14 protein-coding genes are annotated in these 15,773 nt (G+C 51.9%); 8 read left to right on the top strand and 6 right to left on the bottom strand.

All coding sequences use genetic code 11. The features are described 5' to 3' along the window. Window positions 1–9: 9 nt before the first annotated feature. The 3 genes from AWM70_RS20490 to AWM70_RS20480 form a co-directional block, all read right to left on the bottom strand. Complete coding sequence (locus AWM70_RS20490) at window positions 10–2,106, bottom strand: GTP-binding protein (RefSeq protein ID WP_083180455.1); 2,097 nt, start codon at window positions 2,104–2,106, stop codon at window positions 10–12. 153 nt (window positions 2,107–2,259) lie between these two features. After that, window positions 2,260–3,441, bottom strand: coding sequence for an NAD(P)/FAD-dependent oxidoreductase (locus tag AWM70_RS20485; RefSeq protein WP_068699555.1), 1,182 nt, complete (start codon window positions 3,439–3,441; stop codon window positions 2,260–2,262). Window positions 3,442–3,482: 41 nt separating this feature from the next. After that, window positions 3,483–3,914, bottom strand: a complete 432-nt coding sequence (locus AWM70_RS20480) for a DUF1641 domain-containing protein (RefSeq protein ID WP_068699553.1) — start codon at window positions 3,912–3,914, stop codon at window positions 3,483–3,485. Window positions 3,915–4,518: 604 nt separating this feature from the next. Here AWM70_RS20480 and AWM70_RS20475 point away from each other — a divergent pair. Beyond that, the gene (locus AWM70_RS20475; RefSeq protein ID WP_068699551.1) at window positions 4,519–4,845 is read left to right on the top strand and encodes a thioredoxin family protein; all 327 of its coding nucleotides are present in this window, start codon (window positions 4,519–4,521) and stop codon (window positions 4,843–4,845) included. Between the two features lie 379 nt (window positions 4,846–5,224). After that, the gene (locus AWM70_RS20470) at window positions 5,225–6,355 is read left to right on the top strand and encodes a sn-glycerol-1-phosphate dehydrogenase (protein ID WP_099093173.1); all 1,131 of its coding nucleotides are present in this window, start codon (window positions 5,225–5,227) and stop codon (window positions 6,353–6,355) included. Between the two features lie 223 nt (window positions 6,356–6,578). On the opposite strand, the gene AWM70_RS20465 is transcribed toward AWM70_RS20470, so the two are convergent. Continuing rightward, the gene (locus tag AWM70_RS20465; protein ID WP_068699549.1) at window positions 6,579–7,508 is read right to left on the bottom strand and encodes an ArsR/SmtB family transcription factor; all 930 of its coding nucleotides are present in this window, start codon (window positions 7,506–7,508) and stop codon (window positions 6,579–6,581) included. A gap of 381 nt (window positions 7,509–7,889) precedes the next feature. Here AWM70_RS20465 and arfA point away from each other — a divergent pair, with 381 nt between their 5' ends. The 5 genes from arfA (at window position 7,890) to AWM70_RS23560 (ending at window position 13,201) form a co-directional block, all read left to right on the top strand. After that, the gene (gene arfA / locus AWM70_RS20460) at window positions 7,890–9,410 is read left to right on the top strand and encodes an arabinosylfuranosidase ArfA (RefSeq protein WP_068699546.1); all 1,521 of its coding nucleotides are present in this window, start codon (window positions 7,890–7,892) and stop codon (window positions 9,408–9,410) included. Between the two features lie 371 nt (window positions 9,411–9,781). After that, window positions 9,782–11,116, top strand: a complete 1,335-nt coding sequence (locus tag AWM70_RS20455) for an ABC transporter substrate-binding protein (protein ID WP_068699544.1) — start codon at window positions 9,782–9,784, stop codon at window positions 11,114–11,116. Between the two features lie 89 nt (window positions 11,117–11,205). Then, on the top strand, window positions 11,206–12,099 hold the full coding sequence (locus AWM70_RS20450) for a carbohydrate ABC transporter permease (protein WP_068699542.1): 894 nt from the start codon (window positions 11,206–11,208) through the stop codon (window positions 12,097–12,099). A gap of 3 nt (window positions 12,100–12,102) precedes the next feature. Beyond that, on the top strand, window positions 12,103–12,945 hold the full coding sequence (locus tag AWM70_RS20445; RefSeq protein ID WP_068699540.1) for a carbohydrate ABC transporter permease: 843 nt from the start codon (window positions 12,103–12,105) through the stop codon (window positions 12,943–12,945). 88 nt (window positions 12,946–13,033) lie between these two features. Then, complete coding sequence (locus AWM70_RS23560) at window positions 13,034–13,201, top strand: hypothetical protein (RefSeq protein ID WP_169823481.1); 168 nt, start codon at window positions 13,034–13,036, stop codon at window positions 13,199–13,201. A gap of 88 nt (window positions 13,202–13,289) precedes the next feature. Here the strand turns inward: AWM70_RS23560 and AWM70_RS20440 are convergent, their stop codons facing one another. Beyond that, window positions 13,290–13,850, bottom strand: a complete 561-nt coding sequence (locus AWM70_RS20440; protein WP_068699538.1) for a hypothetical protein — start codon at window positions 13,848–13,850, stop codon at window positions 13,290–13,292. Between the two features lie 266 nt (window positions 13,851–14,116). On the opposite strand from AWM70_RS20440, the gene AWM70_RS20435 reads away from it, so the two are divergent. Then, on the top strand, window positions 14,117–14,641 hold the full coding sequence (locus AWM70_RS20435; RefSeq protein WP_068699536.1) for a cupin domain-containing protein: 525 nt from the start codon (window positions 14,117–14,119) through the stop codon (window positions 14,639–14,641). A gap of 162 nt (window positions 14,642–14,803) precedes the next feature. On the opposite strand, the gene AWM70_RS23975 is transcribed toward AWM70_RS20435, so the two are convergent. Continuing rightward, window positions 14,804–15,322 carry an HNH endonuclease gene (locus tag AWM70_RS23975; RefSeq protein ID WP_418303191.1) on the bottom strand — a complete coding sequence of 173 codons (519 nt, stop codon included), beginning with the start codon at window positions 15,320–15,322 and terminating at the stop codon, window positions 14,804–14,806. Window positions 15,323–15,773 lie beyond the last annotated feature (451 nt).

The raw sequence follows: 15,773 nt of genomic DNA, 5'->3' as shown, positions 1-15,773 counted from the left end.
CGGCAAACCTTAACCCTGCAAGGCTTTACGGGCGCTGAGAATATATTTGGACTGGTCCAGCGGATTAACGCCTCTGCGCTGCCGCTCTGCGACAAAACCTTCCGGACATTCTTCATAACCGGCAAAAAAAGTAACCATCGCCCCGCGCCCTTTGGTCAGCGAACCAAGCTGGGAAGCATATTCCATGGATTCAGCCAGCGGCACCTTGCCCGTAAGGGTAATTCGCTCTCCCTGCAGGACAGGCGTTTCAAACACGCCCCGCATCTGGACCAGGTCATTCATCACCCTCCCTGCATTCTCCTCCGGCACGTTAATCCGGAAGTTCAAGATGGGCTCAAGCAGTTTAGTCCCGGTATTCGCGAGCCCGTCCATGATCCCCATCGGCGTCGCTACGGCAAAATCCAGCGGATGTGTATGCCAAACGTGGTGCTGCCCTTCGATCAGCGTCACCTTCAGATCCACGACCTCCCAGCCGTACAACCCCTGTGACAAAGCCTCGGGAACACGCCGCCGCACCTCGTTCTGATATTGCAGCAGAAGGTCTTCGGTCCGTACCTTCGCGTCATATTGAAGCCCGCTTCCCGGCGGTCCCGGCTCTATGGCAAAGCGCAGAATGGCCCAGCAAGGCTTCGGCATCAAATAAGCAACGTAACCTTCGCCTGCTCGGACCGGCGTCTCCTTATAGATGACAGATGGTTTGCCGAATTCGGCCCGGAGTCCGTACCGGCTCTGCAGGAGGCTTGTCAGCATCTCCAGCTGGATCTGCCCCATAACCTTAACGTGGAGCTCCCGTTCGTCCTGCATCCACTGCACATCCAGCAGCGGATCTTCATCCGACAGCTCCTGCAGCGCTTGCACCATCCGCGGATAGTCCGCTTCGCTTGCCCAGTGAGCCTGAACGGTCAGCAAAGGCACGGCAAGCCTGGCTTCGTCCGGAATATGGGCCGGGCTGCCCAGCACATCCCCTATGCGGACAGAGGCCAATCCGCATACAGCGGCGATATCCCCCGCTTCCAGCACACCAAGGTCTTCCGATTTATTCCCGTCAACCTTGCGAATCTGCGTCACCTTTTCCTCCAACTGCTGCGTATAGTTAAGAACCAGATCACGATTACGGATAGCACCTGAATATAACCGGACATAAGCCATCCGGCCCATCGTTTTGTCGCGTTCAATCTTGAAGACAATGCCGGAAAGCTCCTTGTCCTTGTCCCCACCCGGTCCCGGCAAATAATCCACGATAGCATCCATCAGCGCCTCCACGCCAATGCCCTTGCCAGAGGCGCCGTAGAACAGCGGGAACAGCCTGCCTGAACAGGCCATGTCCGCCGCAGCTTGTCTCCACTGCATCACCGGCACCTTTTCTCCAGCCAAGTAACGCTGCAGCAGCGCCTCATCCCGCTCCGCCAAGCTTTCCAGCAGCTCGATTCCTGCAGCCTTCAAGCGCCCCGCAGCTTCAGACAACGTCTCTCCGGATACGGCAGTGTTCGTTCCATCCTCCAAACCGTCCTCCAAAGCGGCCCATAAGTCCACGGCCCCTGTGAAAGACTGCTCCTGCCCTACGGGCAGCTGAAAAGGAACCGCGTCCGGCGACAGATATTTGCAAATATCGGCGAGCAGCGCCTGCTCGTTGACGCCGGTCCGGTCCATTTTATTGACATAAATAAGGGTTGGTATCTTCAGCTTCCTTAATGCGCCCCAAATCAGCTCAGTCTGCGCCTGTACTCCTTCAGCCGCCGATACGATCAGCACCGCGCCGTCCATCACCCGAAGGGATCGTTCCACTTCAGACAGGAAATCTACGTGTCCAGGCGTGTCTACAAGGTTGATATGAACCCCTTTCCAGACGAAAGAGGTGGTTGCCGCCCGAACCGAAATGCCGCGCTCCTTCTCAATGTCGAGCCAATCAGTAACAGCTGTGCCCGAATCTACGCTGCCCAGCGACCGCGTACGCCCGCTTTCAAACAGGATATGTTCGGTGGTCGTTGTTTTTCCGGCATCCACATGTGCAAAAATCCCTACATTCCGGCGCTCCAAACCCGAACCGGATGGTCCGCTGTCCGGATTGCTGCCGTTTCTTTCGTTCCCTTTCAAGGTTTGATCCATGGCTGTGTTCTCCTGTACCGTGATGATCTCGTTATATGAAGTTAGTTTATTATAGCAGATGGGCATTTCGTCAAGCGCAGAACCTTGAAACCACGACAAAAAAGCCGCCCCGAAGGGCGGCTCTGCGTATAAAACCTATATTGTCGTTAGAGATTAGTACGCCAAAGCGGACAAACCTTTGATGCGGGCCAGGTAACGGATGTTACTTGCCTCTTTCATCAGGGAAGCCGGCATCCCTTTCAGCTTGGTTGAGCTTCCGCCCACCATTGCGATGCCGTCTTTGCGGCCCAAGCTGCCGAGTGTACCGGAGCTTACATAATGGAAGGATTCCATCGTGCCGCCTTTAACGAATACGGACAGGTTGTAACCAACCGTCTCACCCATATGCCAAGCAATTTGTGCAGTTGGCGGGTAAGGACGTTCTGCTCCTGGAGCAAAGACTACCGCGCTGTCGCCGGCAAGGAAAATGTCTTTGTGGGACGTAGATTGCAGGGTTTCCGTTACCGTTGCCCGTCCGCGATTGACTTCAATGCCGCTGTCCGCTACAAGGGAGTTGCCTTGTACGCCGCCGGTCCAAATGACCGTGCTGGAATCGATAGAGTTGCCGTCTTTCAGGAATACCTTGTTGTCCTTCAGCTCCGTAATTGGAACGCCGGTAACGAATTTCACGCCGCGGGCTTCCAGGCTCTTAGTAGCCCGTTCAACGAGGTCTGCAGGGAAACCGGCCAGGATCGTAGGGCCAGCTTCGACGCAATAAAGGTTGATTTCATTGAAATCAATTCCTCTTTGACGGCAAAGCTCCGGCAGCTCATCCGCAAATTCGCCGACAAGCTCTACGCCGGTCAGACCGCCGCCGCCGACAACAAATGTAGCGTCCGCTTTGTTTTTAGACTGTTTGTAAGCATCCAGACGGGATTTGACGGTTTCAAAGATGCGGTGAGCTTCGTCCACCGATTTCAGCGTCAAGCTGTTCTCTTTGAGTCCTGGAATTCCGAAGTAAGCTGTTTCGCTGCCTAGAGCGATTACAAGAGCGTCATATTTATAGGTAGCACCGCTTGTCAATTTCACTTGCTTCTCATCCGGAGAAATTTTCTCAACCGTGTCCACAACCAGCTTCACCTGTTTGCCGCCGAGCAGCTTCTCAAGCGGAAGAGCTACAGCTTTCTCATCAAGGTTGCCGGCAGCCAGACGGTGCAGCTCCGTAATAATTTGGTGCGTAGGGTATTTGTTTACGACTGTGATGGTAGCTTCTTCGGCGCTCAGATATTCACGCGCAGTCAGCGCGCTCAGAAGTCCACCATATCCGCCGCCCAAAATCAAAATTTGCTTCGACATTTCCATCCTCCGTTCGTTATGCTATTTCCGATTAGGTCTTTTTATTTCTTCTTTTCGTTCGTAACATCCAGGTAAGCCTGTGCAAATTTCAAGGCTTTTTGGATATTAGGGTCCTTGAGCATCTTCAGAAGACCAAATACGCTAACCGTGGAATTGTCTTTCTTCGCGCGGTCATTCGCTTCAATCGCCGTTGCAGCGGCATTCTTAGCCATGCCTACAACCGGACCAACCACACCGGTGAAGCCGGCTTTGATATCCTCTACAAACACTTTGTCTGTAGCCAGGCTTTGCATCACATCATAAGCTTGAGTCAGCGTATTCACCATTTCAGTCAGCTTTGGCAAATTGTCCACAAGAGAAGTTAGGGATTGCTGTACCTCAGGCTTGAGCAATTGATCCACAAGATCCTTTGTGCTTGCAGCCGCCGTTTCTTGCGTTCCTTGTGTTTCCGATTGATTCAAAGTTTGTGACATTTGGAACGTCCTCCTTTACGCTTAATTGCAGTCCGTCATAATTCGGGCATACTGATGCCTTCGAAACGGATAGGAACGGCCCGTGCAGAGTAGAATCCCCGCATAACCCCCGTTTCGAATCCCATCAGCCAGTGCATGTTCCCGATCACCCACTCGTCATAATTTACCCATAAAAAAGAGCCCCTACTCCACGGGCCTTCCCTGGAAAACCAATCCACCTATCCGGGATTGCCTTCACAAAACTTTGACGAAAAGATGAATAACCACACAGCCGAAACGAACTCTCTACCCCTATATTACACCTTTTAAATATCAAGATGAAATAAATTTTTGAATTTTTCTAAAATTTGCTTTCATTTTGTGTTATTTGCAATTGCTTTATTCGATAAGTTTCGACTTGAAGCGCCGGAATTGGATATACTAGCTTTAAATAAAAAAGCAGATTCCTGTCTTTTTCACGCCAAATATCCATAAATTAAATTTCCGCACTTTTATCTATTGCAAAATTTAATTTTGCAGTGCTATAATGATAAAAACATTTCGCACAACTATTTTGCATACACACTCTAACTTCAATAATAAAATTCAAGGAGGCTGCTGAGAAATGAATAGAGTTGCCACAGAAGAACAATACCGTGATTTGATCAACAACGACGGATATACCGTTATTAAATACGATGCCACCTGGTGTCCTGATTGCAAAAACCTGGACCGTTTCATCGGCCCTATTATAGAAGAGAATCCGGATAAACAGTTTTATGCGCTGGATGTCGAACAGCTTGAGAACATCGCCCAGGAGAATGAGGTGCGCGGCATTCCCAGCCTGCTGGTCTACAAGAACGGGGAGAAAATCGCCCACCTGCACAGCAAATTTGCCAAAACGCCGGATCAAATCCGCGATTATCTAAAAACCCTGGTTTCCCAAGTGTAAATAAAAGAAGAAATAAGCTGGTTCCGCGTAGGAACCGGCTTTTTTGTATGCTTCCAAATTCCGGGTTCATTTAGTCGGGGACAGGTAAAATGTATATTTTTAACAAACAAGGTGTTGTTTTAAACGCTTTCCGGGATTACAATGAAACCACCTTAACTTGTTCCAATTTGTTTTGTAAGCGGATTCATTCGTGAATTGAAGATGAGTTAGAATTGAGTTCAAGTTAAGTTCAAGATGAGTTCGAGTCGGTTGACAGCTGTGAGTTAGCACTCAGAGAGCAGCAGAAAGAACGGCCCTACTCGCCGTTGGATGGAAACGAAGTTGGATGGAAGCGAAGCTGGATGACCCGAATCTGATTCCCTATCAAGGAGGAATTTGTATGATGATTCATTTGCTCGATGATATCCCCTTAGACTACATTTCCCTGGAAAAAGGCTCACTGAACAAACTGGCCCCGTACGTGATGAAAGCCGGCTACAGGCACCCGCTTATCGTAGCTGACCGGAACACCTATGAAGCGGCAGGCCGCGCCGTGGAAGCCGAACTCGGAGGTCTGGGCTGCGCGGTCACCCTCTGTCTGATTCAACCGGATGCAACCGGAGACTGTATTGCTGACGAAAAATCGCTCGTTGAGCTGCTGCTGGCTGTCACGCCCGGAACCACCGACTGCCTTCTTGCCGTCGGCTCCGGCACGATCCATGATATCGTCCGGTTTGCCGCCAGCAAAACCGGCATCCCATTTCTGTCCGTGCCGACGGCGCCTTCCGTGGACGGCTTTACCTCCAAATGCGCGCCGCTCATGATCCGCGGCGTCAAACAAACCGTCTTGGCCGCCGCGCCAAAGGCCATTTTCGCCGACCTGGATATCCTGACCCGGGCTCCGCAGGAGCTGGTTGCTGCCGGGTTCGGCGACATGCTGGGCAAGTTCACCTCCCTGTTCGACTGGAAATTCTCCAGTCTGACGGCTGATGAACCTTACAACCAGCGGGCGGCGCAAATTACGGAAGCTGCGCTGCAGGACTGCGTCATGCACGCTGATGCGATTGGCCGCCGCACGGAGGAAGGCATCCGCGTGCTGATGAACGCCCTGATCGAATCCGGAGTGGCCATGCTGCTGTTTGGCCAGTCCCATCCCGCCTCGGGCGCCGAGCACCATCTCTCCCATTATTGGGAGATGAGCTACCTGAAGCGCGGACGCAAAGCGCTGCTGCACGGCGCCAAGGTTGGCGTAGCCTCCGCCGAAATTTCGCGGCTCTACCATGACGCCGTGGACCGGGCGCAGTATCCCGGCGATGAGCCGGAGCAGCTGCTTTGTCACGGCGCCCAGGTCCGCGAATGGCTCGCGGCTGTGCCGTCGGCGCCGGAGATCCGCCGGCTGCTGGAGCTGGCCGGCGGCCCGTCCAGCCTTGACGAGCTCGGCATCGAAGACGAGCTGTTTGCGGAAAGCCTCCGCGAAGCCCACAAGCTCCGCAGCCGCCATACCCTGCTGCGGGCATTAAACGAAGCTTAGTACCTTACGATCCTTTAACCGAAACACCGGTCATTCCCGAACTTAGGTTTCAAAGGAATTTCTCAATATGGAACATTAGAAAGCCAAACTTAAGAGGTCCCGCCTTCCCCGGCGGGACCTCTTTCTGATGCTGCCTATTAAGCGCATATATTCCACACTCGCTTTGGTGGGACCCTGATTATTCAGCTTAGGCTAATGTGGCTTAGATTTATTTAACTGCAGCTTATCCCTCTCTTGCCTCAGTCTTCATCTCATACAAAACCCGGGCCATCAAATCCTGGCCGTAGTTGCCGAAATGTTTGCCGTAGATCGTCATGCCGCGTTTGTTGACTGCCTCTTCGGCGACGCCCAGCCGGAAGGTCAGCTCGCTTTTGTAATCCAAGCCAATCTGCTCCAGCGTCACATCCGAAATCCGGCAGCCGTCGATAAAGCTGCCCTCCCGGTTGATGCGAATCAGCTTCAGCATCCCGTACTGATTCAAATGCGGCGGCCACCAATCCGGATTGAAGGTGCCGCGGGTATCTCCGAAATCACCGGGACTGGTCCAATACCCAAGCTGTACTCCGTTCAAATAAAAATAAATGTCCGAAGGATAATTGTTATCGTATCCGGGTGCTTCAGAGCCCAGTTCCAGGCAGAACTGGATCTCGCGAAAGGTCTGATTGGATTTCAAATAATTAGGAATCCGATATTCTACAAAACCTTCGGTGAGCCATAAAATCTCCGCATCAATCCGCTGCGGATCGGCAAAATAACGCGGATCGTCAAAATCGCCGATAATGCTGTCTTTGGTTGCCAGACCGCAGGTCGGCGTCACTTGATAATTGCTGTAGTGCCCGATCTGAATGTCCACTTCATACAAGTTCTCCGTATCTTTGCTGCGCAGATCCACCATCAGCTTATCTTTGTTCAGATAACACATCTTCTGAATGCCATGTTTGCCGACGGACGTATTAATTTCAATCAGTCCACTGTCCTCCAGCTTTTTGATGTGCATCGTGATTGCCCCGTTGCTTAAGTTGAGCCTGCTTGCGATTTCATTCAAATTCAGCGCCTGGTTGGAAGCCAGAAGCTCCAGAATCTGAATCCGGATCTCCGAGCTGAGCGCTTTAAAAATATCAAGGCCACTCATCAAGTCTTTAATATAAATCATCGCTAACCTTCTTCCGCTGGTTGCCCATTTTATACTCAAGCCTAAACGTTCTGCAGCATTAACGCGGCTTTTGTTTTATATAATTATAAAGCAAACAGCAAATAAAGCAATCAAATCAGCCCTTCAATCCCAAACTCCTTTAAATAACAAACCTATAACTTCTCTACATAAGCCGAAAATACTAGAAAAAACGCCGCTCACCGGCGTTCAGCCCCTCAGAGTCCTTTCCTCCTCCATTTTAATTCAAATAAACCTAAAAAGATTTATATTATATAGTTTACTTCCAGAACCTCCTGTGGTATTTTATATCTGTAAGCGGATTCAAACTAAATTATTCTAATTAATTCGCACTTAACTAAATCAAAGGGGGAAGGTTTCAGCATGGCCGATAGTGTTCAACAAGCAAGGATCATTGTAGACAAAACATTCCGAATTGCCGAAGTCGACAAAAGGATTTACGGTTCTTTTATCGAGCACCTGGGCAGAGCTGTATACGGCGGCATTTACGAGAAAGAGCATCCTACAGCAGACAGCCGCGGATTCCGAAACGACGTCAAGCAGCTTATCCAGGAGCTCGGAGTGCCGATCATTCGATATCCGGGAGGCAACTTCGTGTCGGGCTATAATTGGGAAGATGGGGTTGGTCCTGTAGAGCAAAGGCCGCGGAAGCTGGAGCTGGCCTGGAGAACGACCGAGCCCAATTGGGTAGGCACCAATGAATTTGCTGCTTGGGCCAAGGAAATCGGTTCGGAGGTCATGATGGCCGTCAACCTGGGAACCCGTGGAGTAGACGAAGCCCGCAACCTGATCGAATACTGCAACCATCCGGGCGGCAGCCAGTGGAGCGATCTGCGCAGACAGCACGGCTTCGAGCAGCCCCACCGCATCAAAACCTGGTGTCTCGGCAACGAAATGGATGGTCCTTGGCAGATCGGCCAGAAGACACCGGCAGAATATGGACGTCTCGCTTACGAGACAGCGAAGGCCATGCGCCTTGTCGATCCGGATATCGAGCTGGTATCCTGCGGAAGCTCCGGTTCGTCCATGCCGACCTTCCCTGAATGGGAAGCCATTACCCTGGACTATACGTATGAAGTGGCCGATTTCGTATCCCTCCATCAATATTACGGAAACCGGGATAACGACACGCCTAACTATCTCGCCCGCACTATGGATATGGATCATTTCATCCGCACGGTCATCGCCACCTGCGATTACATCAAAGCCAAGAAACGCAGCAAGAAGACGATGTATCTCAGCTTCGATGAATGGAATGTCTGGTATCACTCGAATGATGCCGACAGCAGGATTGACCCATGGGGCATTGCGCCTCCGCAGCTCGAGGACATCTACAACTTCGAAGATGCGCTGCTCGTCGGCAGTATGCTGATTACGTTCCTGAAACACGCCGACCGGGTTAAAATGGCTTGCCTGGCCCAGCTCGTCAACGTTATTGCTCCCATTATGACCGAAGAAGGCGGACGGGTATGGCGGCAGACCATCTACTATCCTTATCTCCACGCTTCCCGGTTCGGCCGCGGCGTGTCCCTGAATCCGATCATCGAATCACCAGTCTATGATGCCAAAGACTATACCGATGTGCCTTACCTGGACAGTGCCGTCGTATATGACGAAGAGAACGAAACGTTAACCCTCTTTGCCGTGAACCGGCATCTGGAGGATAGTCTCGCCTTAACCTGTGACGTGCGAGGATTCGAGGGCTACGGCGTTGCCGAGCATATCGTGCTTCAGTCCGATGACCTGAAAGCCGTCAACTCCGCTGATCAGGAACGGGTTAAACCGCATTCCGGCGGTGACGCCTCTCTCCAGGACGGCTACGTGCAAGCCCTGATTCCCAAAGCTTCCTGGAACGTGATTCGCCTGGCCAAAACCAAAGCTTGACCTCGCGGCTGCATGCGGCTACCGGGCAACAACGTACACAGAGCTAATGTTTATTATCACTGAATGCCAACCACCTTCATATCTCCGTTTCATCCATGAACAGCGGATTGTTTCCCAGCCTGTATATCCGCATTCCGGTTCCGCCCAGGACATCCCCATTGTCCTGGGTTCGTCCCGGAGCTTTCCAGCCACCATTCATTTCAGCCCATCTCAGCTCTCTCTATATATAAACGCCTTTAAACCTTTTTAAATTGTCCGTGCAAATCGCCCGTGCAACTTGCTGCTACGGTTTGCTTCAAATTTTCCGAATTTCGGAATATTCCGACTGCCCGTATGAATGCTGTGGTTCACAATCGGAAGGAGGTCCAACCATGAAGGTTAACAAGTGGTTTATCCTGCTCGCTGCACTTTCGCTTGTGCTGTTTATGAGCGGCTGCGGCAAATCCTCCGGCAGCGCCGGCGGCGAACAATCCGTCCTGGACGGCGGCGCCGGAGACAATGCAACCGAACTGTCCTATTGGACGTTCGTGGAGCTGCACGGCAAACATTTCGAGAAAATGCTGGAGAAATGGAACGCGGCGAACCCTGATCGCCAGATCAAGCTGAACGTCACGGTGATGCCTTATGACGATATGCACAACAAGCTGTCCATCGCCCTGCAGACCGGTACCGGAGCTCCGGATATCGCAGATATCGAGCTGGGCAAATTCCCGGACTTCCTGAAAGGCACACCTCAGCTTGAGCCTCTGAACGACGTGATTGATCCATACAGGGATACGCTTGTTAAATCCCGCGTCGACTTATACAGCAAAGACGGCGTTAATTACGGCATTCCGACCCATGTCGGCGCATCTGTCGCTTTCTACAATACGGAAATCCTGCAGGAAGCCGGTGTCGACTACACCCAAATCGTAACCTGGGACGATTTCAAGAAAGCCGGTATCCAGGTCTATGAGAAGACCGGCAAATCCATGGGAACGGCCGACACAAGCGCCACCTGGCAGGAATCAATGCTGCTGGCCCAGCAGGGCGCCGACTTCACGGATGAACAAGGCAATCCGAAGGTAAATTCACCGGAAATGGCCAAAGCCTTAACGATTCTTAAAGATCTCCAGGACAATAACGTGATCTCCACAATCGCCGGCGGCCAGCCGGATACCGAGGAAGCCTACGGCGAGTTTAATTCCGGTAAATATGCGACCGCCTTCATGCCGCTCTGGATGATGTCACGTTATACGAACTACATGCCCGATCTCTCCGGCAAAATTGCCATCGCGCCGATTCCGGTCATTGAACCCGGCATGCCCAGATCGGTTGGCGGCGGCGGAACCGGTACAGTCGTAACCAAAACGGCCAAGGATATTCAGCTGGCCAAAGACTTCCTGGCTTTCGCCAAGCTGTCGGAGGATGCCAATATCGAAATCTGGAATACGCTAGGTTTCGATCCGGTCAACATGGACGTATGGAACATGCAGGACGTAACCCACAACCCCGATAATGAATTCGTCAAATATTTCATCAACAATCCGTTTGATGTGCTGAATGAAATCAAAGACGAAATCAAGCTGATCAAATCGGTTCCGGCCTCCCCTACCATCAACAACGTGCTGAATACGGTGACGCTGAACGAAATTTTCGAGGACGGCAAAGACATTCAGCAGGCGCTGGACGACGCCCAGAAGCAGATCGAGCAGGAATTAAAATAATCCATCAGGCCCCATTCGCCTTTCGCCTGGAAATCTGAGAGAGCTGCCCCTCTGCGGGGCGGCTTTATTTAAAAAGGAGTTGCTTGGCGATGATTAAACGATTTTTATATTCCCAAAAGGTCGCCCCTTACGTATTCGTCCTCCCTTTTGTGCTGGTGTTCGCCATCTTCTGGGTTTACCCGCTGCTCAGCTCCTTTCAAATGAGCTTTCAGCAAATCACGCTGGGGCAGGATTCGAGCTTCGCTCGCTTTGACAACTACAGCAAGCTGCTGACCGATACCGTGTTCCTGAAGGCTGTTGTGAACAGCGCCATCTACATGGTGCTTACGCTGGTCATCCTGATTCCTTTTCCGATGCTGTTTGCGGTGCTGATCAACAACCGGCTGATGTGGGGACGCGAATTCTTCAAATCCTCGTTCTTTTTCCCGGCTTTAACATCCGTTGTTGTGGCGGGCACGATCTTCCGGCTGATGTTCGGGGAAATGGAGGGCTCGCTGATCAACAGCGTGCTTGGACTGTTCGGCGTGGAGCCGGTCAAATTTCTGAAAGGCCAAACGACTGGCTTTGTAGCTTTGCTATCCCTTGCCACCTGGAGGTGGACCGGTGTGAACATGCTTTATTTTCTGTCCGGCCTCAAAAGCATTCCAGACGACTATTACGAAGCCGCCTCCATCGACGGAGCCTCCAGCTTCCAGAAGTTCACCCGGATTACGATGCCGCTGCTGAAGCCGGTCACCATCTACGTGCTGACAATCAGCATTTATGCCGGACTTGCCATGTTTATTGAAAGCATGATGCTCTGGAACGGCAACAACTCGCCGAAAAATATCGGCCTGACTATCGTCGGTTACCTGTACCGCCAAGGCATAGAGAAGAACAACCTCGGTTACGCCGCCGCGGTCGGCATCGTGCTGCTGCTGATCACCATGATCATCAATCTGACGCAGCTCGCGTTCACCGGCCTGTTCAAGAAGGAGGATTAGCCTATGAGCGTCACACGCAAAGAAAGGGTCGTCCGTATCTGCCTGGTTGTCCTGTTTACCGTCCTCTGCTTTTTTATCCTGGTGCCTTTCTATGCCGTCACCATCTCCGCTTTCAAGCCGGGTGAAGAGCTGATCCGGTATGGGCTGAATCTGCGATTCGATTTGAATGTTATGAGCTTGGACAACTTCGTTTATCTATTCACCGGAGACCATGCTTATTTCACCTGGTTCTTCAACTCGCTGCTGCTGACCGTGGTTCAGGTCGTGCTGACGCTGCTGATCAGCGCCACGGTTGCCTACGGCTTCTCGGCTTACGATTTCCGCGGCAAAAACTTCCTCTTCATCTGCGTGCTGCTGATCATGATGGTTCCGTTTGAAATCTTGCTGCTGCCCTTATACAAGCTCATCTTCAACATCGGCTTGATGAACAGCTATTCCGCTATCGTCTTGCCAAGCATTGCCAACGCGGCGACGATCTTTTTCTTCCGGCAGTATTTAAGCGGGCTTCCAAAGGAGCTGATTGCCGCTGGCCGGGTGGACGGAGCAACCGAATACGGGATTTACGTCCGGCTGATCCTGCCGATCATGAAGCCGTCTTTTGCAGCCATGGCGATTCTGAACGGGATGAACAGCTGGAACAACTTTCTGTGGCCGTTTATGGTGCTCAGCAATGAAGGAAAATACACGCTGCCGATCGGTCTCAAGACCCTGCTGACGCCGTATGGCAACAATTACGACCTGTTGATTGTCGGTTCGTTTTTCTCCATTCTGCCGATCTTCCTTCTCTTTATCGCCTTTCAGAAATACTTCATCGACGGCATGACCGCCGGAGCGGTGAAGGGCTGATTTTTCCAAAAAAACATGTTTGTAATTTCCTCTAACGGGTAACTATAAACAAAGTAGACCACATCAAGTCTTAAGGAGGCGTTTCACCATGGGTCAACCTAATGAAGAGGAAATCCGCAACAAACCAAATAAAGAAGGCGATTCTCTGGCCGAACAGAAGAAAATGGAGAACGGTGTAGATATCGAACCCGAAGCAGACGAATGGGTAGCCAAACCGGTTGGTTATACCGAATCCGACACCACTTCCAAAAAATAAACGCAGCATAAAAGCCGCTCCTTTAATGGAACGGCTTTTTTTCTGCGCTTGTTGCGCGTGTTCATCTTCAACTTATTGATTTCAAAACTTAAGGAGTGTACTGCTGAACAATTTTGACGACTTTACCGTCTTTAACGGTGATGTGATAAGGGAACATGGCTGGATCCAGCAGCCCGCCTTGGTTGAATACCTGGATAAATTTGCTCAGCGTAATCGCTTCGTTTGGCTGAATATCCGCATTCTCGGGATGACCGTCCCGGTCATAAAGCTGCATCAGCACCGCCGCATCGGGACTTACCGGATAAACCACGTTATCCTCCGAACGGTTCACTATGTAATAGCCATCCGGCGCTCCCCCTAACTCGGCATAACCTTCCGGATCCTCCTGCTTGAAAACCGTGTCGGCAGCTTCCCCCTGATACCAGCCGATCGGGTCTACGGACAAGCTTACCGTTCCATCTGCTTGGTTAAGCGTATGAATATAGGCGGTAAAAGTGGTCGATCGGGAAGCCAGCTCCGTTTGTGCAGCTGCAGCAGCGATTGAGCCGGTGGCGTTTCCCTCGCCGACAGCATCCTTAGGCATTAAAAACGACAATCCGGCAGCAATCAGCACAAGCAGCATGAGCGACGATCCCCATTTTTTTAACATTTCCTGCACCCCTCTTACGCGCCCTTCTCTTCCTTTGACCCGGGCACTTTATTTATCATTCAATAACCATCTGACAAAATTTCAAACCGTTATTTGACTCTTTTTTCTTAACTTGATCATAGTCCGATTCCAGAAGAAACGGGTCTCAAAAACGTTAAAAATGTTTACAAACTGTTTATTTGTTCTTATATTGCATCTATAAAAAATCAGAGTTGTTTGGCAGGTTTCCCTTTAATTTCATTCCTAATCCCCAGGAGGCGGCCGATATGCCTGAAGCTGAACTGAAGAAACTAATTTTCAAAGATGACGGCGTAATTCCGAACCATCCGCATCTGCCGGTTCTTATTTACACCGGTGCGCTGGAAAGCAATCCGCAGGGAGCCGAAGCTCTGTTTAACAAACATAACTGGCGCAACAGTTGGACGAACGGCGTATTTGACTATCACCACTATCACAGCAATGCTCATGAGGTGCTTGGCGTGATCAGCGGATCGGCCCAGCTGCAGATCGGCGGAGAACAAGGCGAGCGGCTTGAGCTTCAAGCCGGGGACGTCATCGTTCTGCCCGCAGGAACCGGACACAAGAAAATCAGCGCCAGCCCCGATTTCCGGATTGCAGGCGCCTACCCAAACGGCGTGGAATACAATACACGAACAGGCAAGCCAAGCGACCGCCCGGATGCCTTGGAGGAGATCAGCCGTGTGCCTGTTCCCGATATGGATCCCGTATACGGCAAACACGGTCCTTTGACGCGGATTTGGAGCCTGCATTTGCCTGAGAACCAAGGTTAAAGCAGGCGGATTCAGCCAGACAAACGACTTGGTTCGACAAAATGTTCCACGTGGAATCCAGTCTTGACATTTATTGTCGAAACAGCTGCGGAAATAGCCAAATTCGAACATCAGCATACCCCTTTGAAGACAGAAGAAGGAGCAGGCATGAGTCTTCATTGCCTACTCCTTCTTCTGTTCTATCGAGGAAGCCGCTTCCGGCTGTTTAACCACCGAGGACAGGAAATCATCCACGTCCCGGTCGGCTTTGCTCTGATTGCAGGCGTTGCAGGCGCATACGCAGTTCAGCGGCGTGGTATGTCCTCCCTTGGCACGGGGAAGCAGGTGGTCAATCGTATCTCCATAGCCGCCGCAGAAATGACAGGTATAACGGTCACGTTCGAGGATAAAGGTCTTGAATTCCCGGTTCGTAAACAGCCGGCGGATGGTATGTCGGTTCACGATCACCGCCGCTTTCTCCCGCACCAGCAGCCTGGCCAGCTCCAGGTCGATCTCCTGCTGCCAGCGCCGCCCTTTATCGCTTTTGCCGCGCATGCGGACCAGACCGGACCGCATCGGTTTGAGCTGCTGAGCGTCCTCCGGCGCTGCCATCCCCTGAGGAAACCCGGGAGCCGTCAGCTGCCCCGGCGTTTTGGAGCGCGGCCCGCGAGGCGGTTCTGCGCGAGGCGGCCCTGCCTTCACCTGCAGTCCGCCGGCTGAGTGAAGGCTTGCCTTCCCCGCTTCCGCTCCCGGTTTGTCTGCCGATAGAAGCCGCTGTTTGGAGGGCGGTTGGGAAGGCGCTTCCGGATTTGGTTTTGGCGCCGCATCCGCATTTGGGTTTGTTTTTGGGTTTGTTTTTGTCTTTTGTTTTGGTTTTGGTTTTGGTTTATCGCTTGATTTAGCTCCCTCAGGTTGTTTCGTCCGGTCTAAAGTGTGTGTTCCCTCGGCTTGAGCTTGTGTCCGGTCAGGGGTCTGGTTTCGCTGCTTCCCCCCGCCCGGAATAAGCCGAGAGGCAGTCTCTTGAAGTATAGCGTTGTCCAGACCGGCTCGCTTTGGCTCGGCAAGTTGCCTCCGCTGGAGCTCCCGGCAGTCCCTGCAGGGTCCCCGGCGTGAGCCGGCACCCGCTCGCCGGCCTGTCCGTCTGCGGAAATCC

Source organism: Paenibacillus yonginensis (assembly GCF_001685395.1).
GTDB lineage: Bacteria > Bacillota > Bacilli > Paenibacillales > Paenibacillaceae > Fontibacillus > Fontibacillus yonginensis.
This window is presented reverse-complemented; position numbering and strand designations above follow the sequence as displayed.

Excerpts from the sequence above, each read along its gene's own strand:
- AWM70_RS20490 (WP_083180455.1), bottom strand. The coding sequence starts at position 2,106 with ATGGATCAAACCTTGAAAGGGAACGAAAGAAACGGCAGCAATCCGGAC.
- AWM70_RS20485 (WP_068699555.1), bottom strand. The coding sequence starts at position 3,441 with ATGTCGAAGCAAATTTTGATTTTGGGCGGCGGATATGGTGGACTTCTG.
- AWM70_RS20480 (WP_068699553.1), bottom strand. The coding sequence starts at position 3,914 with ATGTCACAAACTTTGAATCAATCGGAAACACAAGGAACGCAAGAAACG.
- AWM70_RS20475 (WP_068699551.1), top strand. The coding sequence starts at position 4,519 with ATGAATAGAGTTGCCACAGAAGAACAATACCGTGATTTGATCAACAAC.
- AWM70_RS20470 (WP_099093173.1), top strand. The coding sequence starts at position 5,225 with ATGATGATTCATTTGCTCGATGATATCCCCTTAGACTACATTTCCCTG.
- AWM70_RS20465 (WP_068699549.1), bottom strand. The coding sequence starts at position 7,508 with ATGATTTATATTAAAGACTTGATGAGTGGCCTTGATATTTTTAAAGCG.
- arfA (WP_068699546.1), top strand. The coding sequence starts at position 7,890 with ATGGCCGATAGTGTTCAACAAGCAAGGATCATTGTAGACAAAACATTC.
- AWM70_RS20455 (WP_068699544.1), top strand. The coding sequence starts at position 9,782 with ATGAAGGTTAACAAGTGGTTTATCCTGCTCGCTGCACTTTCGCTTGTG.
- AWM70_RS20450 (WP_068699542.1), top strand. The coding sequence starts at position 11,206 with ATGATTAAACGATTTTTATATTCCCAAAAGGTCGCCCCTTACGTATTC.
- AWM70_RS20445 (WP_068699540.1), top strand. The coding sequence starts at position 12,103 with ATGAGCGTCACACGCAAAGAAAGGGTCGTCCGTATCTGCCTGGTTGTC.
- AWM70_RS23560 (WP_169823481.1), top strand. The coding sequence starts at position 13,034 with ATGGGTCAACCTAATGAAGAGGAAATCCGCAACAAACCAAATAAAGAA.
- AWM70_RS20440 (WP_068699538.1), bottom strand. The coding sequence starts at position 13,850 with ATGTTAAAAAAATGGGGATCGTCGCTCATGCTGCTTGTGCTGATTGCT.
- AWM70_RS20435 (WP_068699536.1), top strand. The coding sequence starts at position 14,117 with ATGCCTGAAGCTGAACTGAAGAAACTAATTTTCAAAGATGACGGCGTA.